Origin of the sequence: Nannocystis pusilla (genome assembly GCF_026626665.1) — a bacterium.
Classification (GTDB): domain Bacteria; phylum Myxococcota_A; class Polyangia; order Nannocystales; family Nannocystaceae; genus Nannocystis; species Nannocystis pusilla.
This window is the reverse complement of record NZ_JAPNKE010000002.1, coordinates 4,295,563-4,317,088: the sequence shown is the minus strand read 5'-3', so window position 1 is coordinate 4,317,088 and position 21,526 is coordinate 4,295,563. Positions and strand designations below refer to the sequence as shown.

21 protein-coding genes and 2 pseudogenes are annotated in these 21,526 nt (G+C 72.8%); 18 read left to right on the top strand and 5 right to left on the bottom strand.

Features of this window, described 5'->3' with window-relative positions; genetic code table 11:
- Positions 1-184 precede the first annotated feature (184 nt).
- From OV079_RS18980 to OV079_RS18965, 5 genes and pseudogenes are all read left to right on the top strand, one after another.
- Positions 185-844 carry a hypothetical protein gene (locus OV079_RS18980; protein WP_267770235.1) on the top strand — a complete coding sequence of 220 codons (660 nt, stop codon included), beginning with the start codon at positions 185-187 and terminating at the stop codon, positions 842-844.
- Between the two features lie 249 nt (positions 845-1,093).
- On the top strand, positions 1,094-2,536 hold the full coding sequence (locus OV079_RS18975; protein WP_267770234.1) for an OPT family oligopeptide transporter: 1,443 nt from the start codon (positions 1,094-1,096) through the stop codon (positions 2,534-2,536).
- The gene (locus tag OV079_RS18970; protein WP_267778596.1) at positions 2,434-2,952 is read left to right on the top strand and encodes an OPT/YSL family transporter; all 519 of its coding nucleotides are present in this window, start codon (positions 2,434-2,436) and stop codon (positions 2,950-2,952) included. Before OV079_RS18975 ends, OV079_RS18970 begins: the two co-directional genes overlap by 103 nt.
- 303 nt (positions 2,953-3,255) lie before the next feature.
- A pseudogene (locus tag OV079_RS58160) lies at positions 3,256-3,390 on the top strand (FAD-dependent oxidoreductase); the annotation flags it as partial.
- 13 nt (positions 3,391-3,403) lie between these two features.
- Entirely contained in the window at positions 3,404-3,736 is a 333-nt protein-coding gene (locus OV079_RS18965) for an NAD(P)/FAD-dependent oxidoreductase (protein WP_267770233.1), read from the top strand.
- Positions 3,737-4,085: 349 nt separating this feature from the next.
- Here OV079_RS18965 and OV079_RS18960 read toward each other — a convergent pair whose 3' ends face one another.
- A complete protein-coding gene (locus OV079_RS18960) occupies positions 4,086-4,211 on the bottom strand; it encodes a hypothetical protein (RefSeq protein WP_267770232.1) in 126 nt (41 codons plus the stop codon).
- A gap of 71 nt (positions 4,212-4,282) precedes the next feature.
- Between OV079_RS18960 and OV079_RS18955 the strand changes: the two genes are divergently transcribed.
- Positions 4,283-4,876, top strand: coding sequence for a hypothetical protein (locus OV079_RS18955; RefSeq protein WP_267770231.1), 594 nt, complete (start codon positions 4,283-4,285; stop codon positions 4,874-4,876).
- Between the two features lie 192 nt (positions 4,877-5,068).
- Here the strand turns inward: OV079_RS18955 and OV079_RS58155 are convergent.
- Positions 5,069-5,263, bottom strand: a pseudogene (locus tag OV079_RS58155) (M23 family metallopeptidase); the annotation flags it as partial.
- A 254-nt stretch (positions 5,264-5,517) separates the two neighbouring features.
- A complete protein-coding gene (locus OV079_RS18945; protein ID WP_267770229.1) occupies positions 5,518-6,708 on the bottom strand; it encodes a hypothetical protein in 1,191 nt (396 codons plus the stop codon).
- A 442-nt stretch (positions 6,709-7,150) separates the two neighbouring features.
- Here OV079_RS18945 and OV079_RS18940 point away from each other — a divergent pair, with 442 nt between their 5' ends.
- The 6 genes from OV079_RS18940 (at position 7,151) to OV079_RS18915 (ending at position 12,770) form a co-directional block, all read left to right on the top strand.
- A complete protein-coding gene (locus OV079_RS18940; RefSeq protein ID WP_267770228.1) occupies positions 7,151-7,585 on the top strand; it encodes an acyl-CoA thioesterase in 435 nt (144 codons plus the stop codon).
- Between the two features lie 27 nt (positions 7,586-7,612).
- Positions 7,613-8,656 carry an NAD(P)H-dependent glycerol-3-phosphate dehydrogenase gene (locus OV079_RS18935; protein ID WP_267770226.1) on the top strand — a complete coding sequence of 348 codons (1,044 nt, stop codon included), beginning with the start codon at positions 7,613-7,615 and terminating at the stop codon, positions 8,654-8,656.
- A gap of 246 nt (positions 8,657-8,902) precedes the next feature.
- Positions 8,903-10,477, top strand: a complete 1,575-nt coding sequence (locus OV079_RS18930) for a serine/threonine-protein kinase (protein WP_267770224.1) — start codon at positions 8,903-8,905, stop codon at positions 10,475-10,477.
- Between the two features lie 73 nt (positions 10,478-10,550).
- Entirely contained in the window at positions 10,551-11,264 is a 714-nt protein-coding gene (locus tag OV079_RS18925) for a hypothetical protein (RefSeq protein ID WP_267770223.1), read from the top strand.
- 328 nt (positions 11,265-11,592) lie between these two features.
- Positions 11,593-12,162, top strand: a complete 570-nt coding sequence (locus tag OV079_RS18920) for a radical SAM protein (protein WP_267770222.1) — start codon at positions 11,593-11,595, stop codon at positions 12,160-12,162.
- Positions 12,150-12,770 (top strand): hypothetical protein, encoded by a 621-nt coding sequence (locus tag OV079_RS18915; protein ID WP_267770219.1) that lies wholly within the window; start codon positions 12,150-12,152, stop codon positions 12,768-12,770. Before OV079_RS18920 ends, OV079_RS18915 begins: the two co-directional genes overlap by 13 nt.
- A gap of 351 nt (positions 12,771-13,121) precedes the next feature.
- On the opposite strand, the gene OV079_RS18910 is transcribed toward OV079_RS18915, so the two are convergent.
- On the bottom strand, positions 13,122-13,805 hold the full coding sequence (locus tag OV079_RS18910; protein ID WP_267770218.1) for a hypothetical protein: 684 nt from the start codon (positions 13,803-13,805) through the stop codon (positions 13,122-13,124).
- 635 nt (positions 13,806-14,440) lie between these two features.
- On the opposite strand from OV079_RS18910, the gene OV079_RS18905 reads away from it, so the two are divergent.
- From OV079_RS18905 to OV079_RS18885, 5 genes are all read left to right on the top strand, one after another.
- Positions 14,441-15,451, top strand: a complete 1,011-nt coding sequence (locus OV079_RS18905) for an amidohydrolase family protein (RefSeq protein ID WP_267770217.1) — start codon at positions 14,441-14,443, stop codon at positions 15,449-15,451.
- A 934-nt stretch (positions 15,452-16,385) separates the two neighbouring features.
- Positions 16,386-16,778 carry a reverse transcriptase family protein gene (locus OV079_RS18900; protein WP_267770216.1) on the top strand — a complete coding sequence of 131 codons (393 nt, stop codon included), beginning with the start codon at positions 16,386-16,388 and terminating at the stop codon, positions 16,776-16,778.
- Positions 16,778-17,653, top strand: a complete 876-nt coding sequence (locus OV079_RS18895) for a reverse transcriptase domain-containing protein (RefSeq protein ID WP_267770215.1) — start codon at positions 16,778-16,780, stop codon at positions 17,651-17,653. Before OV079_RS18900 ends, OV079_RS18895 begins: the two co-directional genes overlap by 1 nt.
- 198 nt (positions 17,654-17,851) lie before the next feature.
- Entirely contained in the window at positions 17,852-18,538 is a 687-nt protein-coding gene (locus tag OV079_RS18890; RefSeq protein ID WP_267770213.1) for a hypothetical protein, read from the top strand.
- Positions 18,535-18,966, top strand: a complete 432-nt coding sequence (locus OV079_RS18885) for a hypothetical protein (RefSeq protein WP_267770212.1) — start codon at positions 18,535-18,537, stop codon at positions 18,964-18,966. Before OV079_RS18890 ends, OV079_RS18885 begins: the two co-directional genes overlap by 4 nt.
- 588 nt (positions 18,967-19,554) lie before the next feature.
- Here OV079_RS18885 and OV079_RS18880 read toward each other — a convergent pair.
- Positions 19,555-20,253: a pirin family protein gene (locus OV079_RS18880; RefSeq protein ID WP_267778595.1), complete on the bottom strand. Its 699-nt coding sequence runs from the start codon at positions 20,251-20,253 to the stop codon at positions 19,555-19,557.
- 85 nt (positions 20,254-20,338) lie between these two features.
- On the opposite strand from OV079_RS18880, the gene OV079_RS18875 reads away from it, so the two are divergent.
- Complete coding sequence (locus OV079_RS18875) at positions 20,339-21,451, top strand: LysR family transcriptional regulator (RefSeq protein ID WP_267770211.1); 1,113 nt, start codon at positions 20,339-20,341, stop codon at positions 21,449-21,451.
- Positions 21,452-21,526: the final 75 nt, after the last annotated feature.

Here is a 21,526-nt window from a genome sequence, read left to right as displayed (position 1 = left end):
ATGAGCGGCCGGGCCGGCGGCCCTCCGGCGAGCGGAGGCCGCGCGAAGGCGCGAGCTGCTGCCGCAGCCCCGTGGTCCCGCGGGCCATCCCTTGTTCTGCGCCCCGTTACACTCGTCGCTGGGGCGAGAGCGACGGTCGGGTGGCTGTCTCGAAGGCCAGGCGAACGTCCGCCCGGAGGCGCGGGTGAGCGCGCCTGTCCCCGAGGACATGGACCGGGCGCGCCTGTCGGCGGCGCTCGACGAGCTCGGCGAGCGGGTGTTCGGCGGGCGCGACGGGGCCCGCCGGGCGGCGCCGCTGCTCGAGCGGTGGGACCGCGAGGTGGGGGTGCACACGTCGGTCGACAGCGGGCACGAGGCGCTGGCCGCGGCGCGGGTCGACTGGGCGCTGTGCGACGCGGAGCCGCCGGGCGCGGCGCCGGGCGACACGTGGGCCTGGCGAGCAGCGACGGGCCGGGTGCCGGGGATCGAGCCGACGCCGCTGTACCGGCTGCTGGCGACGACGCAGGCGGGGATCTTCGAGGTCTGGCCAGGCGCGCCGCTGCTGCTGCGCGACCGCCTGCGCGGGCTGAGCGTCCGCGTCGACGAGCCGGCGCCGTGGCTCGGGGAGTCGCGGCGGGCGGCGGCGCTGTGGGAGCTGCGCCTGGCCTTCGGGACAGGCGTGGCGTGGATCTGCCGGACGCCGATCGAGTACCCGCTGGCGATCGCGCCGCTGCTGCAGCGGGCCCACGAGGGCCACTGGCGAGCGCCGCAGCGGATCGAGCTGATGCCGTGGCGCCGCCAGCGGCTCCGCTGGGCCCGCGACCGCCGCGGCGAGGACCCGCGCAGCTTTTTTTCAGGGCTGTGAGCGGAGCTCGCGGCTCGGTCGTGGCAACTGCGACGTTCGCCGTCGGCGGCTCTCCGACCGCGGTCGAACGGGTGATGCCCGGCGCTCGCGGTCGCCGAGTCAGCGGGGCAGCCTGCCGTCCGGCGAAGCGTTCGAAGGCGTCGAGCGCTCGGGAGCCCCCGCTCCATCGCTTGGTGAAGCCCCGGTCCGGGACGCAGCGCGGGCCGGCTTTCGCGGCCCGCGTGACGTCTGGTATTGCTGAGGCTCGCCGTGACTGCCCCGCCCAGCACCCCGCCCTCCATGCGCGAGTTCACGGTCCGCGCGGTCGTCACCGGCGTCGCGCTCGGGGTCGTGTTCGGGGCCGCCAACGCCTACCTCGGGCTCAAGGTCGGCATGACGGTGTCGGCGTCGATCCCGGCGTCGGTGATGACCGTGGCGCTGCTGCGCGGGCGCGCCAGCCTGCTCGAGGCCAACCTGTCGCAGACGATCGGCTCGGCCTCGACGTCGCTGGCGACCGGCACGATCTTCACCATCCCGGCGCTGTTCCTGTGGGGCATCGCGCCGCCGTTCTGGCAGATCGCGCTGCTGGCCCTGCTCGGCGGGGTGCTCGGGCTGGCGGCGATGATCCCGCTGCGGCGCATGCTGATCGTCGACGGCCACGGCGAGCTGCCGTACCCCGAGGGCCGCGCGTGCGCGGAGGTGCTGCGGGCGACGACCACCAGCGCGAGCGGCAGCGCGTGGATCTTCCGCGGCATGGCGGTCGGCGCGGGCATGAAGCTGCTGGTGGCGCTGCTGTTCGCGGTGCCGAGCGAGGCGGGCGCCGCGGTGCCGCTCTTGCCCAAGGCCGAGGTGGCGCTGGAGTTCGCGCCGGCGTTGCTGGCCGTGGGGTTCATCCTCGGCTACCGCCAGGCGGCGGTGGTGGTGGCGGGGGCGGTGGTGTCTTCGCTGGCCCTGATCCCGCTGATCGCGTGGATCGGCGCGGGGCTGCCGGGTCCGCTCTACCCCGAGCGCGAGCTGACGATCGCGCAGATGGACGCGTCGCAGATCTGGCGCCAGTACATCCGCTACATCGGCGCCGGGGCGGTGGCGACGGCGGGGATCCTGACCGTCCTGCGCAACATGCCCATGATGGCCGGTGCGTTCGTATCTGTCGCAAGGGGCATGCGCAAAGAGACAGGTGAGAAGGCGACCGCCGGCGCGACCGATCGCGACCTGCCGGGCAGCTTCATCGCCGCGGCCATCGCGGTGGTGATCGCCGCGGTCGCGCTGGTGCCCGGGCTCGTCGCCGGCGACCTCGGGTTCGTGGCCCGCCTGGTGTGCGCGCTCGGGGTGGCGGTGTTCGGGCTGCTGTCGGTGGCGGTGGCGGCCCGGATCGTCGGCATCGTCGGGGTGTCGTCGCAGCCGACGTCGGGCATCACTCTGGTGACGCTGCTCGGCACTGCGGCGGTGTTCGCGGCGCTCGGCTGGGACGACCTCGGGGCGCGCGGCGGTGCTGACGGTCGGGACGGTGGTGGCGGTGGCGACGTCGAAGGCCGGCGACATCTCGCAGGACCTGGAAGACGGGCTACCTGGTCGGCGCGACGCCGGCGTGGCAGCAGCTCGGGCAGCTCATCGGGGCAGCCTGCGCCTGCTGGGTGGTGGCCGGGACGGTGCTGCTGCTGTCGAGCTACGGCTTCGGCGGCAAGGAGCTGGCGGCCCCGCAGGCGACCCTGATGAAGACGATCATCGAGGGCGTGCTGAGCGGCGAGCTGCCGTGGGGCCTGGTCGCCACGGGCGCGGGGATCTCCGGCGCGGCGATGCTGTGCGGGGTGTCGGGCCTGGCGTTCGCGATCGGGGTGTACCTGCCGATCGCGTCGATGCTGCCGATCTTCCTCGGCGGCTGCGTGCGCGCGCTGTCCGAGCGCGGCCGCCCGGCCGAGGGCGAGGCCCGCTCGGGGATCCTGGCGGCCGCGGGGGTGGTCGCCGGCGAGGGCCTGGCGGGGGTGCTGGTGGCCGGGCTGGTGGTCTCGGGCCTGGTGCCGAAGAAGGCGCCGCCGCTGCTCGGCGGCGAGCTCGGCGAGCTGGCGACGCTGGCGCTGGTGCTGGCGATCTGCTTCTTCCTGTACCGCGGGGCGCGGGCGAGCGCGTGACCGGGCGAGGAGCATCTTCGGACATGTCTGAAAGGGCAGGCGGCGAAGCCGGCCGAACGGGCGCGGCGGGGACCATGTCTGACGGCGCATGCGGGGCGAGGCCGGCCGGACGGGTACGCGCGGGGCCAGGGGCGCGAGCGGCGGCTCGCCCGGACGCGGCGCGACGCGTCCGGGCCCGGACTGCCATGTCTCTTCAGGCATGTTCTATCGAACAGGGTGGAAAGCGCATGTCTGAGCGTACATGTCCGATGGTACAGCCCATGACGCGCGGCGAGTGGTGCGGCGGTGGCCGGGGGCGGGTCGATGGACGCCGGTGAGCTCGACGTCGTCGATGTGCTGGTGATCGGCGGCGGGCCGGCGGGCAGCACCGCGGCGGCGGTGATGGCGAAGGCGGGGCTGCGCGTGCTGCTGCTCGAGGCCGGCACGCACCCGCGCGCGCACGTGGGCGAGCTTGCTGCCGGGGATCATCCCGATCCTGGCCGAGATCGACGCGCTCGCCGCGGTCGAGGCGGCCGGGTTCGGGCGCAAGACGGGCAGCACGCTGTGGGGGTGGGGCAAGACGCCGCGCTGGGACCTATGGTTCTACGACAGCGACGCCTACGACCACGCGTGGCTGGTCGAGCGCGCGCGCTTCGACGCGATCCTGTTCGCGGCGGCGACGCGCGCGGGGGCGGTGGTGCTCGATCGGGCGGTCGCGCGGACGCTGCTGTGGGACGGCGAGCGGCTGGTCGGCGCGGCGTGGAGCGCGCCGGACAGCTGCAGGAGACGCGGGCACGGCTGGTGATCGACGCGACCGGGCAGTCGATGCTGCTCGGCCGCGCGAAGGACCGCCGCGAGGAGATCGCGGGGCTCAAGCACCAGGCGATGTGGGCCCACTTCTCCGGCTGCGTCGGAGCGCCGCCGCCGCGCCACGAGCAGGCGCTGTTCTTGGCGGAGGCCGAGCAGTGGTGGTGGTTCTTCCCGATCGGCGGCGGCAGGGCGAGCGTGGGGGTGGTGCAGCTCGACGCGGGCGAGGCCCGCGGGGCGCCGCGTCGCGACTACGACGCGCTGCTGGCGGCGGCGAGCGAGCTGGCCCCGGTGCTCGGGCCGGCGGCGACGCGGGTGACGCCGGTCCGCCACGAGCGCGACTGGAGCTACCGCATGTCCGAAGTGACAGGTCCGGGGTGGATCCAGATCGGCGACGCGGCGGGCTTCATCGACCCGGTGCTGTCCACCGGGGTGCTGCTGGCGATGCACTCGGCGTGGCACGCGGGTCGCACCGCGATCGCGGTGCTGCAGGGCGGGGCCGACGAGGCGAGCGCGCGCGAAGTATCAGGCGCACCACCGCGAGATGTTCGGCGACCTGCTGCGGATGGTCCGCTTCTACTACCAGCAGAACCTGTACCGCGAGGATTACTTCTGGGAGTCGAAGCGGATCCTGCTGACCCGCGACACCGAGCTGAAGCCGCAGAAGGCGTTCGTGGTGCTGACGAGCGGGCTGGTGCAGAACTTGGCGCTCGACGAGGTGCGCGACGAGGCGACCGCGCGCCAGACGGCCCGCGCGGCGGGCCAGGGCCGCGAGCTCGGCGAGGCCGGGCCCGAGCGGCTCGGGTTCGTGTGCGTACACCTGCGCGAGCGCGCGGCGGCGCCGGGGCAGGGCGACCTGTACCTGCTGATCGAGCCGCGCGACCCGGTGGCGCCGGCGCTGGCGCGCACGCGCAACTTCGACATCGGGGCGATCGCGCCGCGCCACGGCTCGGACCCGCTGCGCGCGCCGGCTCTGGCGCCGGCGATCCGCGGCTTCGTGAGCCTGGTGCAGGGGCTCGACGCGGCGCCGGGGGCGACGCTGGCGGAGTTCTGGCGGGCGTCGCGGGTGCGCTTCGGGACATGGCTCAAGGAGCATGTCCCATCGAACATGGAGCTCGTGCGCGTGTTCGGCGAGTGAGTCAGTACTCGACGTCGGTGTCGGCCTCGGCCAGCGCCGGCAGGCCGGGGTAGCCGTGCAGGGGGGCGCCGATGAGCCACAGCGGGTCGACGGCGAGGGCGCCGATCTTGACGGTGAGGTGGAGGTGCGGGCCTCGCTGCGGCCGGTGTTGCCGACCAGGCCGAGGGCGGTGCCGCGGTCGACGGGCAGGCCGACGTGGACCAGGATGTCGTGCATGTGCCCGTAGTAGGAGGTGACGCCGAGGCCGTGGTCGACGATCACGAGGTTGCCGAGCAGCATGTCCTGGCCGGCGAACTGGACCACGCCGGGGCCGATGCTGAGGATGAGGTCGCCGATCCCGCCGCGCAGGTCGAGGCCGCGGTGCAGCTTGGTGCCGACGCCCGTCATCGGGTTGGTGCGCCAGCCGAAGTAAGAGGTGATGTGCGGACTCTCGACCGGCCAGCCGAAGCGCAGGCCCGGACGCGCGGCCTCGATGCCCTCGGCGGCGAACGGGTCGCGCGGCGGCGCCGGCTCCTCGGCGGGCGCCTCGGCCGGGGCAGCCGTCTCCGTCGCGGCCTCGACCGGCGCTGCGGGCTCGTCGGTCTTTCCGCACGCGAGGACCGCGGCGAGGAGGACGGGTGAGGATGTCCGGAGGGACAGCGTCACGGCGCGCGCACCCTAGCAGATCCGCGCGTCGCCGTCGAGCGCCGCCGAAAGCCGGCGGCGGGGCCCTGGGGCCGGGCCGGCGAGGCCGACGCGAGGAGATGTTCTAGGGGACATGCTCGACAGGACATGGCGCCCTGCACATGTCCGAACGGGCAGTCGCTCGCGGCGGTCCGCTCGCGGTGGCGGGCGGCGGGCCGAGGGTTTGGAAGATCAGGCGGTGGCGGTGAGCAGCTCGAAGTCGACGAGCATGCGCAGGAGGGCGGGGAGACCTCGACGCCGAGGCCGCGCAGCTTGGCGAGGACAGCGCCAGTGGGGCGGCCGTCGAAGCGCGGCAGGAGGTCGAGGAGGGCGGTCGGCAGCTCGAGGGCGTCGGTGTCGAGGTAGGTGACGACGCGGCTGCGCTCGTCGCCGCGGTGCGAGACGCGGATCGTGCCGAGCTGCAAGGAGTCGGGCAGCGGCCCGGCGAGCGCGGCGTGGGCGGCCAGGAGGTCGCCGACCTGGGTCTCGATCGCGGGCCCGACGAGGGCCTGTACTTCGGACCAGCCGAGCGCCTCGACGAGCTCGGCGCAGCGGCGAAAGAAGTCGCCCTCGCGGCCCGCCCACCAGCTCCACGCGGCCTCGCCGCCCTCGACCGGCGGGGTCTCTTCGAAGAGGATCGTGCAGGCGCACCAGTGGCTGAGCTCGCGCTCGACGGCGGTGAGCAGCACCTCGAGCGCCTGCCAGAACCGCTGGCCGCGCGCGCCGCGGTCGTGCTTGCAGTACCAGGTGGCGCAGATGCCGTTGCGGTTGCGCCACACGCCGCACAGGCCGCCGGCCTCGGCGAGGTAGTAAGGGCAGAAGAGGGAGGCATCGCGGCCGAACTGCTCGGCGGCGAGGATGTCGCGGTAACGGTCGCGCTCGTCGTCGGTGGCGTCGAGCCCGTGCGGGGTGATGCTGTCAGGCTGCGCGACCATGCGCCGCAGCAGCCGCTCGCGCCCGGCGAGCGAGCCGGCCTTGAGCGCGCCGCCGACCAGGAAGTTGGGCAGCGCGGGCACGTAGGTGCAGCACTTGGTGGCGTCGGCGAAGCGATAGCCCTCGGGCACGTGGCTCTGACACTGCACGCAGTCGCTGCAGGTCGCGGCCTGTTCTTCGGGTAATGGCCCTCCGAGCAGGTCGGAGATCCAGCGGCCGTACAGCGGCGGGAGCATCGGCGGCGAGGTCGGGGCCGACGCTAGCACGCGCGCGCGGGCGAGGGCGCTCTGCCACCACCCGCCGACCCTTGCGCCCGGGCCCGCCGTGCAGCTAGCTTCGCGCCATGGGTGGGGTGCAGGCGGGGCCGCGACCGGCGGTGAAGAAGGTGTTCGACGTCGACGCGATCCGGCGGGTGCCCGGAGGATCGCCTCGCACCGGGCGACGCTGCTGGTGCTGGGCCCGCAGACGCCGAGCCCGGCCGCCGACGCGCCGCGCTGAGGCTCGCGCCCGCGCCCGGCGTAGCGAGCGGGGCATCGAGCAGTCCTCGCGCGGAGGCCGGCGGCCGGGAAGGGCGCGAGGAGAGGCGCATGCCGGGCCGCCTGCGACCGACGAGCGACGCGGCTCCGCGTGGCCGATGCTCCGGTCGCGGCGCGAGGCGCCGTGCTCTACTCGCGCCGCATGACGGCCGACCTCGCGGCGATCCCGGGCGTGTTCGATCACCACCACACGGTCGCGGCCGACGAGATCGACGAGCTCGACCACGTCAACAACCTCCACTACCTGGCGTGGACGCAGACGGCCGCGAAGGCGCACTCGATCGCGGTCGGCTGGCCGTTCGCGCGCTACCGCGAGCTCGGGGCGACGTGGGTGGTGCGCTCGCACGCGATCGAGTACCTCCGCCCGGCTCGCCTCGGCGACGCCGTGGTCGTCCGCACGTGGGTGGCGGAGATGGGGAAGATCCACTCGCTGCGCCGCTACGAGATCGTGCGCCCCGCCGACGCCGTGGTGCTGGCGACCGCCGAGACCCGCTGGGTGTTCGTCAAGCTCGCCGGCCACTCACTGACGCGCGTGCCCGAGGAGCTGCGGGCGGCGTTCCCGGTGGTCGCGCGCTGACGCGGGCGCGGTGTAAAACCAGTGGCGATGACGAACGCTCCCGCGTCCCCGCCGCCACCGACGGTCGCCGTGCTCGGCGCCGGCAGTTGGGGCACCGCGCTGGCCCTCCACTGCGCCCGCCGCGGGCTGCCCGTCCGGCTGTGGACCCGCAGCGTCGAACACTTCGAGGCGATGGCGGCCGCCCGCGTCAACGCGCGCTACCTGGCCGAGTTCCCGTTCCCCGACAACCTCGCGGTCGAGCACGACCTCGGCCGCGCGCTTGCGGGCGCCGGCTTCGTCATCCTCGCCATCCCCAGCCACGGGCTCAGGGCCACGCTCCAGCAGGTCCGCGCGGCGCTGGCCGAGCTGGGCGACGCGGCGCCGTTCTACCTGGTGGCCGCCAAGGGGGTCGAGATCGACAGCCTGCGGACCATGGCCGACGTGGTCCAAGAGACATTGCCCAAAGAACATGCGGAGCGGATGGCGGTGCTCGGCGGGCCGAGCTTCGCCGCCGAGGTCGCCCGCGGCTTGCCGACGGCGGTGGTGATCGCCAGCGCCGACGCGGCGGCGGCGGCGGCGATCCAGCAGTGGATGCACGGCGACGGGCTGCGGGTCTACGTCACCGACGACGTCGTCGGCGTCGAGCTCGGCGGGGCGTTCAAGAACGTGATCGCCCTGGCCGCCGGCGTGTGCGACGGCGCCGGCCTGGGCCAGAACGCGCGCGCGGCCCTGATCACGCGCGGGCTGGCGGAGATCGGTCGCCTGTGCATCGCCCTCGGCGCCGACCCCGTCACGCTGTCGGGGCTGGCCGGGCTCGGCGACCTCGTGCTCACCTGCACCGGCGGTCTGTCGCGCAATCGCAGGGTCGGGCTGGCGCTCGGGCAGGGTCGGGCGCTGCAGGAGATCCTCGACGAGATGGGGATGGTCGCCGAGGGCGTCAACAATACGCTCAGCGCTCATCGCCTGGCCCAGCGCGAGCAAGTCGAGATGCCGATCACCCAGATCATGCACGCCATCCTCTACGAGGGCATGAGCGTGCGCCGGGCCGTGGCGGCGCTGATGCAGCGCGACCTGAAGCCCGAACGGGACTGACGCGCCTCCCGGGGCCGAAGTGTCGCCGCCGACAGGTGGGCACTCGCCTACCAATGGGCGTGCGCGATCCCGGTTGCGGCCGAGGCGCAGGTGCAGGTCCCCGTCGCGCGAGCCGCCGCCCTCGGGCGCGGGCGCCGGGGATTTCGCCCGCAAGGCCGCGACTTTATCGCCGAGGCCGCGGCCGCCGGGCGCTGCGGGCCGCCGGGGCTTGGCGACAGATCGCAGATCCGTTAATCTGGGGCCGCCTTGAGCAACATTGAGCCAACGCCCTTCGGCGACAAATATGTGCTGGTCGAGCACATCGCTACCGGCGGCATGGCCGAGATCTATCGCGCCACGTACTCCGGCATCGAGGGCTTCGCCAAGGAGCTGGTGATCAAGCGGTTGCGCGAGGAGTTCGCCGAGCGGCCGAACGTCGTGCGCATGTTCCTCGACGAGGCCCGCGTCGCCGCCACGCTCACGCACCAGAACGTGGTGCACACCTACGATCTCGGCGAGATCGGCGGCGAGTACTTCATCGCCATGGAGCTCCTGAAGGGACAGGAGCTGGTGGCGGTGCTGCGCAAGTCGGCCAAGACGGGGCTGCACCTGCCGCTGCAGATCTCGCTCGGCATCATCATGCAGGCGCTCGAGGGGCTCTACTACGTCCATTCGAGGGCCGACGATCGCGGGCGCCTGCTCGGGCTGTGCCACCGCGACATCAACCCGACCAACATCCACGTCGGCTACGACGGCACCTGCAAGATCGTCGACTTCGGCATCGCGGCCACGCGCGCGAGCGTGCAGGGCGGCGGCGAGGGCCAGTTCGCCGGCAAGCTGGCCTACATGGCCCCGGAGCAGGTGCTCGGCCACCCGATCGACGCGCGGGCCGACATCTTCGCGCTCGGCGTGGTGCTCTACGAGATGTGCCTCAGCCGGCGACTGTTCCGCGGCGCCGCGGAGGAGGTCGCGGAGCGCATCGTCGAGGGCGACATCCCGGCGCCGACGTTCGTCGACCCCGAGTTCCCGCCGGCGCTCGAGGCGATCATCATGAAGGCGCTCGAGGTCGACCCGGCCGAGCGCTACCAGAACTGCGACCACATGTTCCGTGACCTCGAGCGGTTCACGGAAGAGGCCGGCATCCGCAGCACGCCGCGCATCCTCTCGAACTACATGTCCGAGATGTTCGGCGAGGGCGCGCCGGCCGAGGTCAACTACGACGACCTCTACGACGACCTCGCCGACGAGGCCCTCGACTTCGACCAGTTCGACCGCCTCGACTCGCAGCCCGACAAGGACGACGCGCCCGACTGGGCCAAGCCGGCGCAGTCCGACACGCGCAGCAAGAAGTCGATGACGATCGGCAACCTCGACGCGGTGCTCGCCGAGGCCCAGCGGCTGCAACAGGTGCAGCAGCAACAGGCGCAGGCGCAGGCGCAGGCGCAGCAGAAGCCGTCGACCGGCTCGGCGCCGACGACCCGCAGCCAGCGCGCGGCGTCCGAGGCGGCGGCGGTGGCCGGCGCTCGCCGGGCCCGCAAGAACCAGTCGGCGCGCCACAAGACGGTGCCGCCGAGCGCCGCGCAGAGCATGGGCTCCGGCCCGCGCCGGCCGCCGACCGGCGCCAACCGCTCGCTGGCCTCGGGCCGCGCGCCGAACCCGACGACGTCGACGGCGTCGGTGCCGGTGGTGGTGGTCGACCCGGGCGCGACGAGCACCAGCTTCGGTCACGGCATCATGGCCGAGCAGACCAAGCAGGGCAGCGCGGCCATCACGTGGATCCTCGTGCTGTTCGGCCTCGGTGGGCTCGGCTACGTCGCGTACACGATGTTCTCGATGAAGTAGCGCGCAGCGGCCGAAGGCCGGAGACAGCAGCGACACCAGCAAGAAGCGGGCGACGGGCGAGACGAGAAAGCCGATGCACAGCGTCGAGGTCCAAGGCAATCACACCTGGGGTAAGTTCTCCGCCTTCCGCGTGCTCGGCGATCACGAGCCGATGCCCGGGTTCCGTCTGGTGATGCAGTTCGCGCCGCGCCCCGAGGGCGTGGCCCGCCTGCTGGAGATGCGCGCCCGCGCCAACGACCCGCTCGACTCGGAGCTCGCGCGCCTCACGGTGCGCGCCGGCATCGGCCTGCTGCAGTCGCACAACGTGTCGTTCGCCTACGCCAGCGCCGAAGAGGTGGTGGCGCTGGTCCGCACCGACGCGGTGTCGCGCATGGGCAGCTCGCTGGCGGTCTACGAGCAGCTGCTGTCGATGTACTCGGCCCGCCTGGCGGTGCTGCTCGGCGAGGAGCTGGTGGTCCACGGCCACATCTTCGAGTTCCCCGACATCGGCATCGCCCGCCGCGCCTTCGTGTCGGCGCAAGAGTGGCTCGAGGAGGCGACGCCGCTCCGCTCGTCCCGCCGCCTCGGCCTGCAGATGCGCGGCCTCGGCCAGCCGTTCCACCCCTCCAGCCTCGAGAACGTCGAGGCCCAGGCCGGCCTGCTCCGCTCGGCCGGCATCGACCTCGAGACGCTGCCCCACTGGTGGTGGCGCGGCGTCGCGGCCCGCTTCCGCGCCGACGGCGGGGTCGAGCTCTACGACGATGTCCCCCACGGCGCCGACTTCGCCGCGCTCGTCTCCGACGTGTGATCGGCGGAGGCCGGGCATGTCCGAGAGGGCATGTTCGAGAGGGCATGTTCATGGGGGCATGTCGGTTCGGGCATGTCGATCGGGGCAGGGGCGCTGCCCAGGCCGTTGCGCGGGCGCAGAGCCCGCCCGGCGCGTGGCGCGGGGCACGAGGTCGGCGGGTGCGGCGTCGGCTCGGGGCCTGAGGCAGCGGGTCGTTGGGGCCGCGGCCCGGGGCGCGTCGCGGTGCTGCTCGCTGGCGAGCTCGTTCGGCCGGGGCATGGTCGGGCTCCGGGCGGCAGGCGCTGGCGCGATGGAGGCGCCTGGGCCGCTCGCGCGGAGGGGGCCGTAGATGCGGGGGATCTACATTCACGTGCCGTTCTGCGCGCGGGCCTGCCCGTACTGCGACTTCGACTTCCAGGTCGGGCGCGCGCCGGATGCCGGGGCGTTCCTGGCGGGGCTCGAGCGCGAGGTGAGCGGGCGAGAGGCGGAGCTGGCGGAGTGGACAGGTTCAGAAGGACATGTCGATAAGGACCTGTCCGATGCGACATGGTCCACGGTGTACCTCGGCGGCGGGACGCCGAGCCTGCTCGGACCGTCCGGCCTGGCGAGCCTCGGCGAGTGGCTGGCGCGGCGGTTCCCGGGGGCGGGGGCGGCGGAGTTCACGGTGGAGGTGAACCCCGAGCACGGCGACGAGGCCCTGTACGCGGCGGTGCGGGCGATCGGCGGCACGCGGGTGTCGCTCGGGACGCAGAGCACCGAGGCGGAGGGGCTGCAGACGCTCGGGCGGGTCCACTCGCCGGCCCAGGCGCTGGCGTCGATCGCGGCGGCGGCGTCGGCGGGTCTGCGCGTCAGCGCCGACCTGATCGTGGGCTGGCCGGGGCAGACCGCGGCGGAGTGCGCGCCGACGTGGCGCGCCTGACGGCCGCCGGCGCGGAGCATGTGTCGGTGTACGCGCTGACGATCGAGGCCGATACGCCGTGGCCGACGCTGGTGCGCCGCGGCAAGCGACGCCTGCCCGACAGCGACCACCAGGCCGACATGCTGGCGGCGGCCGAGGAGGCGCTGACAGGGGCGGGGCTCCAGCACTACGAGGTGGCCAGCTACGCGCGCGCCGGGGCGGAGGCGCGGCACAACCTGCTGTACTGGACGTGGCAGGACTACCTGGGGCTCGGCCCCTCGGCCCACTCCGCCCGTTACTTCGCCGACGGTTCGGTGCTGCGCCGGGGCAACGTGCGCGGGCTGCCGACGTGGGCGAAGGACCCGAGCACGCCGGCGGAGGCGGAGCGCCTGACGCCCGAGGCGGCCGCGATCGAGGGGCTGTGGACGGGCCTGCGCGACCTCCGGGGGCTCGAGGTGGCGGCGTACCTGCGCCGCTTCCCGGCGGTGACGCGCGCGTGGATCGAGCACCGCACCCGCCGGCAAGTGGCGCGCGGCAACCTCGAGTGGCGCGAGGCGGGGCAGATCCTGGGGATCGCGCCCGGCCGCTGGTACTGGCACGACGCGGTCGCGGCCGACCTGCTGGCGTGAGCTCGGGAGAGCTCGGGCGCACGATGGCTGCTCGAAAGGACATGTCTGAAGTGCCATGTCGTGGCATGGTCACTCTGACGCGAGGAGGGGCCGATCTTGCGGATCGCGCCCGGCCGCTGGTACCCGCACGACGCGGTCGCGGCCGACCTGCGGGCGTGAGATCGGGAGAGCTCGGGCGCACGATGGCTGCTCGAAAGGACATGTCCTCAGCGCCAGGCGGTGACGCGGCGATCGCTGTCACTCGGGCGCGAGGAGGGGCAGAGCTTGCAGAGCGCGCCCGGCCGCTGGTACCGGCACGAAGATGCTTGAAAGGATAGGTCCGAAGTGCCAGCGGTGACGCGGCGGTCGCGGTCACTCGGGCGCGGGCGGGTCGAAGCGCATCGACAGCGAGATGGCGTCGCGGCCGCCCTGTTCGGGCGGGGGCAGGGTGGTGGCGAGCAGCGACTCGCGCACGCACTCGAGCAGGGCCGGCTCGGCGAGCTCGTTGCCCTGGCCGGGCCCCAGGGTGTTGACGACGCCGCCGATGTCCTCGTCGCCGAGGATCTCGAGGTCGAGCACGAGCATGCCGGCGAGCTCGGGGTGCTCCTCGCGGACGAGCGCGTGACACTCGTCGACCAGCGGCATGAGGTCGCGGCTCAGCACTCGGGTGAGGTAGCCGTGGTTGCCGGTGCGATCGACGATGGTGTCGGCGGGGGCTTCGTCGGTCGGCTGCGCGCCCGACTTGCTCGCGCGCTTGGGGTCGTGATCGCCGGGGTCGGCGCTGGGCTGCGAGGTGCCGGCAACTTCGCGCGCTGCCATGGTGTCGACGATCTGTCGCTGCATGACCTCGCGCCGGGCCGCACCGTCGCGCAGACGACGGGCTCGTTCGGGCTCGGCGTCGTCGAGCCGGGTCCGCCGCTGCGCCGCCGCTGCGACCGGTCGATCGGGTGACTTGGCCGTGACCGCTGCTTCGACCGCGGGCGGGGCCGACCGCGTCGACCACCACGCACCGAGGGCGACGATCACGACGAGGACGAGGGCGAGCCAGTTCCGCATGCGGTGTTGCCTCGGAATGCACTGTAGGGCGTGGCGGGGCCGATCTGACGGGGCGACGCAAGTCGATGCGGTGGGCCAGGGAGCATCGGTTCGACGGGCTCGCGGCGGTCCGGCGATCGGGTCCGCTCGGGGCGAGGCGAGTCGATGCGGTGGGCCAGGAGCATCGGTTCGATGCGCTCGCGGCGGGCCGGCGATCGGGTCCGCTCGGGCCGACGCGAGCCGACGCGGTGGGCCAGGGAGCATCGGTTCGACGGGCTCGCGGCGGCCTGGCGATCGGGTCCGCTCGGAACGAGGCGAGCCGACGCGGTGGTCCAGGTGTGCCGGTTCGATGCGCTCGCGGCGGCCCGGCGATCGGGTCCGATCGGAACGAGGCAAGCCGAGGCGGTAGAGCCAGGGAGCGCCGGTCGTGCTCGCGGCTGGCGATCTCCGGGTGGCTCGTCGCGCTCACGGCGTGGCCCCGGTTCGTCGATCGAAGGGCGAGCGAGGACGGCGGCGCGAGCGTCGTTTCTTGGGCCCGCTCGTGATTCGCCGCGAGGGCTCATCACCCCCTTTATTAGAATTTCGCGTCGGGGGCGGGCGTGTGGGCGCACGCCGGCGCGGGGAGCGCGCGGCGGCGCCTGATATAGGTGGCCGCGATGCGATGGTCTTCGCTGGTCGTGGTCGCGCTGGTCAGCTGTGCCGACGAGGAGCTCGGGGTGGTGTACGCCGGAGAGCGCCTGCCGGTGATCGACATGCATCTGCACCCGGGCGACTGGGACAGCATCCCGCCGGAGACTCAGGAGTTCTTGAGCTCGCGGTTTCCGTTCCCGATCGATCTGCGGCCCGACAAGGCGGCGGGGGGCGTGCTCTCGCCGGCCGGGATCCTCGACGAGATGGACCGGGCAGGGGTGAGCGTGGGGACGCTGCTTGCCATCTACGCGCCGCGGACCGTCGGGATCGCGGCCAACGAGGACGTGATCGCCGATGTCGCGCATGACCCCCGGCGCTTCTACGGGCTGGCGAGCCTGCGCGTCGATCGCTGGAACGAGGACGGGGCCGAGCAGCTGCAGGCGCTGCGCGCGGCGTTGACGGCTCCGGGCATGGTCGGGATCAAGCTGGCGCACGCGCACCAGCAGTTCCGCATGGACGACCCGCGCTTCTTCGGGATCTACGCGCTGGCGGCGGAGCTGAAGAAGCCGGTGTACCTGCACACCGGGACGAGCCCGTTCCCCGGCACGGCGCAGGAGCCGGCGTACACCGACCCGGCGTACCTCGAGCCGGCGATCGCGGCCCACCCCGGGGCGATCTTCATCCTCGGCCACCTCGGCTACGACTTCGAGAACCGGCGGCCCGGGGCGCTGGCGACCTGCATCGACCTGGCGAAGCGCTTCGACAACGTGTACCTCGAGCCGTCGGCGCTCGGCAGCAAGGGGTCCGACCCGACCGGCGAGAACCTCCGGCAGGCGATGGCCAGCATGCGCGCGGCCGGGCTGACGGACCGCATCATCTACGGCAGCGACGGGCCCCAGAGCCCGGGCTTCGTCGCCGAGTACCTCGAACGCACGGTCGCGGCGATGGCCGCCGCCGACTACTCGGCCGCGGAGGCGCGCGCGGTGCTGGCCGGCAACTTCGCCCGCGTGTTCGCGGTCCCGGAGCCCGAGCTGTGAACGGCATGGGCTGTCTTCTGGGTCATGTCCGAGAGGACATGAGGTGGCGGCGCCGGCCTGGCGCCGGCGGTGCGCGGCGGGTGGCCCCGGGCGGTGCGAGGCGGGCTCCGTCGGAGCATGTCCGAGAGGACATGAGGTGGCGGCGCCGGCCTGGCGCCGGCGAAGCGACGCGGGTGGCCCCGGGCGGTGCGGGGCGAGCTCCGTCGGAGCATGTCCGAGAGGACATGAGGTGGCGGCGCCGGCCTGGCGCCGGCGGAGCGACGCGGGCGGTGCGGGGCGGTGCGGGGCGGGCTTCGTCGCGCCCCTTACGCCGGGACGTGCGGGGGGCCGGATCTTCGACGACATGTCGAGGAGAGCATGTGTGCGCCAAGGAAGCCTGGCGAAGGAGGAAGCAAGGAAGCAGAAACCTTTGAGAGTGACCCTGTGCGAGGGGACCTGCCCTCGTCCGGCAAGGCCGAGTCCCGGCCGGAACCGAGTGTTGCGCGGGATCCGGAGACGGAAACGCGAAGCGTACACAGGGAGCACGTGGGCCGTGGAATCAGCCTCGAAAGGTTCGGAAGTCGAGGAGGCCGACGCTCTACATGCGGCGGAAGGCAACATCCTCGGGCTGAAGGCTCGGTCGTTCCCGAGGACTCCTCCGGGGTCGTGGAACACGGCACGTGTGCAAGGGGGTCACCCAGGAACTTGGGAGGCCCTGCTGTCTCCACGGACAGGTGGTACATGCGACGCGAGGGCGAACCGAAGCGCGCGTGGAAGGGCAGCAGGGAGTCGGAGCGCCTCGTAGTACCGAGGAGGCCGGGAACTCGACCCGCGAGGACCCGGCGGAGGGAAGGGGGCGCCTTGTCAGAGAACCGAGGAGGGAAAGATGTCGGGAACACCGAAACCCACCAACATCTCAACGAAACAAGATCGGATAGCGAAGCTTGCGCAGCAGATGCCCGGGACGGCGCTGAGGACGCTGGCGCACCACATCGACATCGAGTGGCTGACGGAGGCCCATCGGATGACGCGCAAGGATGCGGCACCCGGGGTCGACGGCGTGACCGCGGAGGCGTACGAGCGCGACCTCGAGGGAAACCTCGAGCGCCTGCTCGGGTCCGCGAAGACGGGGCTGTACAGGGCCCCGCCGGTGCGGCGCGTGGAGATCCCGAAGGGCGACGGCAAGACGCGGCCGCTCGGGATCCCGACGCACGAGGACAAGGTCCTGCAGCGCGCGGTGGCGATGGTGCTGGAGCCGCTCTACGAGACGGAGTTCTACGACTTCTCGTACGGCTTCCGTCCGGGCGCTCCGCGCATCAAGCGTTGGAGGCGTTGTGGCGGGGCCTGATGAACAAGCGGATCGGTTGGGTGCTGGACGTCGACGTCCAGAGCTTCTTCGACACGCTCGATCATCAGGTCTGCCGGGACTTGCTGAGCAAGAGGGTGAGCGACGGGGTGATCGTACGCCTCGTCGGCAAGTGGCTGAACGCGGGTGTGCTCGAGGGCGGCGTCGTGAGACGGTCCGAGGCGGGCACGCCGCAAGGGGGCGTGATCTCGCCGCTGCTGGCGAACATCTACCTGCATGAAGTGCTCGACCGATGGTGGGTCGAAGACGTGCTGCCGCGCATGCGTGGCGAGGCGTTCCTCATCCGCTACGCCGATGACTTCGTCATCTGCTTCGAGCACGAGGACGACGCGAGGAGAGTGCAGGCCGTGCTGCCGAAGCGATTCGAGCAGTACAACCTGCGCCTGCATCCGGAGAAGACTCGCTTGCTGCGATTCGAGCGCCCTCGCGGCGACGAAGCGCCGAGAAGCGGACCGGGTCAGTCGCGCTCGTTCGACTTCTTGGGCTTCACCCACACGTGGGCGAAGACGCTAAGAGGCGGGTGGGCCGTGCTGCGCAGTACGATGCGGTCGCGCTTCACGCGGGCGGTGCGAGCGATCACCGACTGGTGTCGCCAGCATCTCCACGCACCCGTGGCCTATCAGGCGAAGATACTCGCGGCGAAGCTCCGCGGACACGACCAGTACTACGGGATCACGGGCAACTTCCGTGCTCTTCGCAGGCTGCGATACTGGGTCGAGCTCGCCTGGTGGAAGAGTCTGAGGCGACGCTCGCAACGGAGACTCTCCGCGGCGCGCTTCTCCAAGACCATCCTGGCCAGGTTCCCACTCCCACTGCCACGCGTCGTGCACTCCGTGTACCGCTCAGCGAACCTCTGACAAGAAGAGCCGGATGCGGGAAATCTGCACGTCCGGATCCGTGGGGGGAGGACCGCGAGGAGACCTATCCGAGCGACCAGAGCGCTCGGCAAGACTCGGTGAACCTCGCGGCCCTCTCTACCCGACCGTTTGTGACATGTTCTCTGAGGCATGCACTTACGGGCATGTCCTTGAGAACGTGTCGATGGAGGTGGCGACATGATCGGGCTGGGGCTGTGCGCGCTGCTGACGGCGACGAGCGGGCTGCCGGGGGCGGAGACGACGCCCGCGGCCGAGCGGGCGGTGCGGCGGGTCCGCTTCGCCGAGGCGGCGGTGTTCGACGTGGTGGGAGGCGGCTCGCACGCGCGGGCGTGGGCCGCGGCGGTGTCCGGCGGCTACCCGTGGCTGGGGGCGCGCGGGCAAGTGGGCGTGGGGCCGCGGGCGCTGACGGTCGGGGCGGACCTCGAGATGGCGCGCTTCCGCCGGTTCCGCCCGGCGGCCGTGCTGGCGCTGCGGTGGGTCGATCGCCAGCGGCTGCGCGTGACCGGCGAGCTGCTGCTCGGCTGGCTGATCCAGACCGGCGAGCTGGCGCGCCGCGGTCCGAACGCGGAGCTGCGGATCCGCATGGCATTTCCGACCGGTCGAGTGGCGCCGTACGTGATGCTGGGGACGTCGCACACGCTGCTGACCGACCGCACGACGGTGATCACGGCGGCGGGGACGTCGCGCGACCTGTCGTTCCGCCACGAGTGGCTGCCGCGGGCGACGATCGGGCTGGCCGTGGCGATCACGCGCGAGGTCGGGCTCGAGCTCGGGGTCGACCTCGCGTGGTACGACGCGCCAAGCCAGACGCCGTCGATCCCGGGCTTTCACCTGGGGCTGGCCTTCGGAGGAGGAGCGCGATGAGCGGGCGAGGATGGTTGGCGCTGGCGGTGCTGGCCGGCTGCATCAACGAGGACGTGCGCCTCTACGAGGTGGCGCTGACCGGCGAGGTGGTAGCGCCGGGTGCGAGCGAGGGGCGGGTGATGCTCGAGCTGCACCACGCGTCGCGCGGGGCGGGCGAGCTGGCGACGCCGCTCGGGCGCTTCGACGCGCTGGAGCTCGAGCGGCCGGGGGCCGTGGCGTGGGAGACGCTGGTGCCGATCGACGACGGCGAGGGGCTGGTGCTTTACGCGTGGCTCGACGTCGACGGCGACGGGCTCCTGTGCGGGCTCGATGCGGCGCCCGAGCCTGCCGGGCTCGTCGAGCTGACGGAGTTCCCTGCGCACGCGCTGACGTTCTCGCTGACGCTGGCGGCGCCGTGCGCGAGCCCGTCGGCGCTGTATCCGCCGTGAGCGCGCGGACGGAGGCGAGCGACGCGAGCGGAGCGGAGAGGAGATGTCCGGAGGGACATGCGGGGCGTGGATGTCTCCTGCGGACGGGGGCGAGCGACGTGGGGGGAAGGAGATGTCCGGAGGGACATGCGATGCGCGGACGGCTCTTGCGGACGCGGTCCGGCGATGCGGGGGCGACGGATCGGAGATGTCCGGAGGGACATGCGATGCGCGGACGGCTCTTGCGAACGGGGGCGAGCGACGCGGGGGGAAGGAGATGTCCGGAGGGACATGCGATGCGCGGATGTCTCCTGCGAACGGGGGAGCCACTCAGGGGCGACGGACCGGAGATGTCCGGAGGGACATGCGGGGCGCGGATGTCTCCTGCGGACGGGGGCGAGCGACTCAGGGGCGACGGTTCGGAGATGTCCGGAGGGACATGCGGGGGCGGCGCGGGGTTATGAAGAAAAAGATGTCCGGATGGACATGCTCGAGAGAGCATGTCCCTCCGGACATGAAGAGACAGGGGCCGCGAGCTCCGCGGGTCGGACGGCGAGTCTGGCCGGGCATGCGCTGTTCTTGGAAAGAACATGCCCGGCCAGGTGGGCCTTAGCCGAGGTCGAACACCAAGACCTCGCCGCCGCTGGTGCCCTCGACGGTGACGGCGGGCTCGTCCGAGAGGGCCAGGGCGTCGCCGGCCTCGAGGTCGCGGCCGTTGACGCGGGCGGTGCCCCGGGCGACGTGGACCCAGGCGTGGCGGCCGGACGCGAGCGGGTGCTCGGCGCGCTGACCGGCGGCGAATACCCCGGCGTAGACGTGGGCGTCGGTGTGGATCGTGACGCTGTCGTCGCGGCCGTCCGGGCTGGCGACCAGGCGCAGGCGGCCGTCCTTTTCTTCAGTCCCGAAGCTGCGCTGCTGATAACCGGGCTTGAGGCCGCGGCGCTCGGGGAGCAGCCAGATCTGCAGGAAGTGGACGGGGTCGGTGCTCGAGGCGTTGAACTCGCTGTGGGTGACGCCGCTGCCCGCGCTCATCACCTGCACGTCGCCGGGCCGGATGACCGAGCCGGTGCCCATCGAGTCGCGGTGCTCGAGGCCGCCGTCGAGCACGTAGGAGAGGATCTCCATGTCGCGGTGCGGGTGCGTGCCGAAGCCACGGCCGGGCTGGACGCGGTCCTCGTTGATGACCCGGAGGTTGCGGAAGCCCATGTGCGCCGGGTCGTAATAGTCGGCGAACGAGAAGGTGTGGTGTGAGTCGAGCCAGCCGTGGTCGGCGTGGCCGCGGGAGTCGGCGGGGCGCTGGGTGATCATGACGGGGCCCATCATGACGCGGGTTTTTATGCTGTAAATCGCTGAAGATGTGATGCGATCCATCAGTTCATGCGATACTTCGCGGATGATCGGCGAGGTGACGCTCGACCAGTTGCGGGTGCTGACGGCGGTCGCGGAGGCCGGGAGCTTCTCGGCGGCGGCCAAACGGCTGCGCCGGGTGCAGTCGGCCGTGAGCCAGGCGATCGCCAACCTCGAGCGCCAGCTCGACGTGGCGGTGTTCGACCGCTCGACGCGGGTGCCGACGCTGACCGAGCCGGGCAAGGCGATCCTGGCGGCCGCGCGCCGGGTCGCGGGTGAGGTCGACGCGCTGCGCGGGCTGGCGGCCGGGATCGGTCGCGGGCTCGAGCCGTCGGTGTCGCTGTGCGTCGACGCGTTGTTCCCCCTGGCGGTGCTGGTGGCGCTGTGCCGCGAGTTCGCGGCGGCGTTCCCGACGGTGGCGCTGCGCGTCGACACCGAGACGATGTCGGCAGTGTCGGCGCGGGTGCTGGCCGGGGCGGCCACGCTCGGGGTGGCGGCGCCGATCGCCGTGGCGCCGGGGCTCGAGCGTCGGCCGCTGGCGCCGATCCGGATGATCGCGGTGGTGGCCGCCGAGCACCCGCTGGCGCAGGTCGAAGGGCCGATCGACAGCGCGCGCCTCGGTGAGCACGTGCAGGTGGTGCTGTCGGAGCGCGGCGCGACAGGAGTGCCCGACCAGGCGGTGCTGTCGCCGCGGACGTGGCGAGTGGCCGACCTGCACACGAAGCAGGCGCTGCTGCGCGCAGGCCTCGGGTGGGGCAACTTGCCGGCGGCGATGGCGGAGGACGATCTGGCGGCCGGCCGGCTGGTGGCGATCCGGCCGGCCGCGTGGGCGGAGGATGAACACACGCTGCACCTGTCGGCGATCCACCGCGCAGACACGATCCTGGGGCCGGCGCACCGGTGGATCGTGGAGCGGTTGACGACGCTGTGCGCGGGGCCGAGTGAGCCGCGGGCGGAGGCGGCGGGGAAGCGGTCGGGCGAGGTGCGGGCGGAGGCGGCAGGGAAGAGGTCGAACAAGGCGCGGGCGGAGGCGGCGGGGAAGAGGTCGAACAAGGCGCGGGCGGAGGCGGCGGGGAAGAGTTCGCGCGTGAGCACGGACGCGCGGCGCAGGGGGCCGTCGCGCGGGGGCAGGGCGAGGTCGGGGAAATCGGAGGCGTGATGGAGGCCCTGGTGCGCTCCTGCGGGGCGCGCGCGTGAGCCTGCTGGCGTCCGGCGACGAGACGAGGTAAATGCG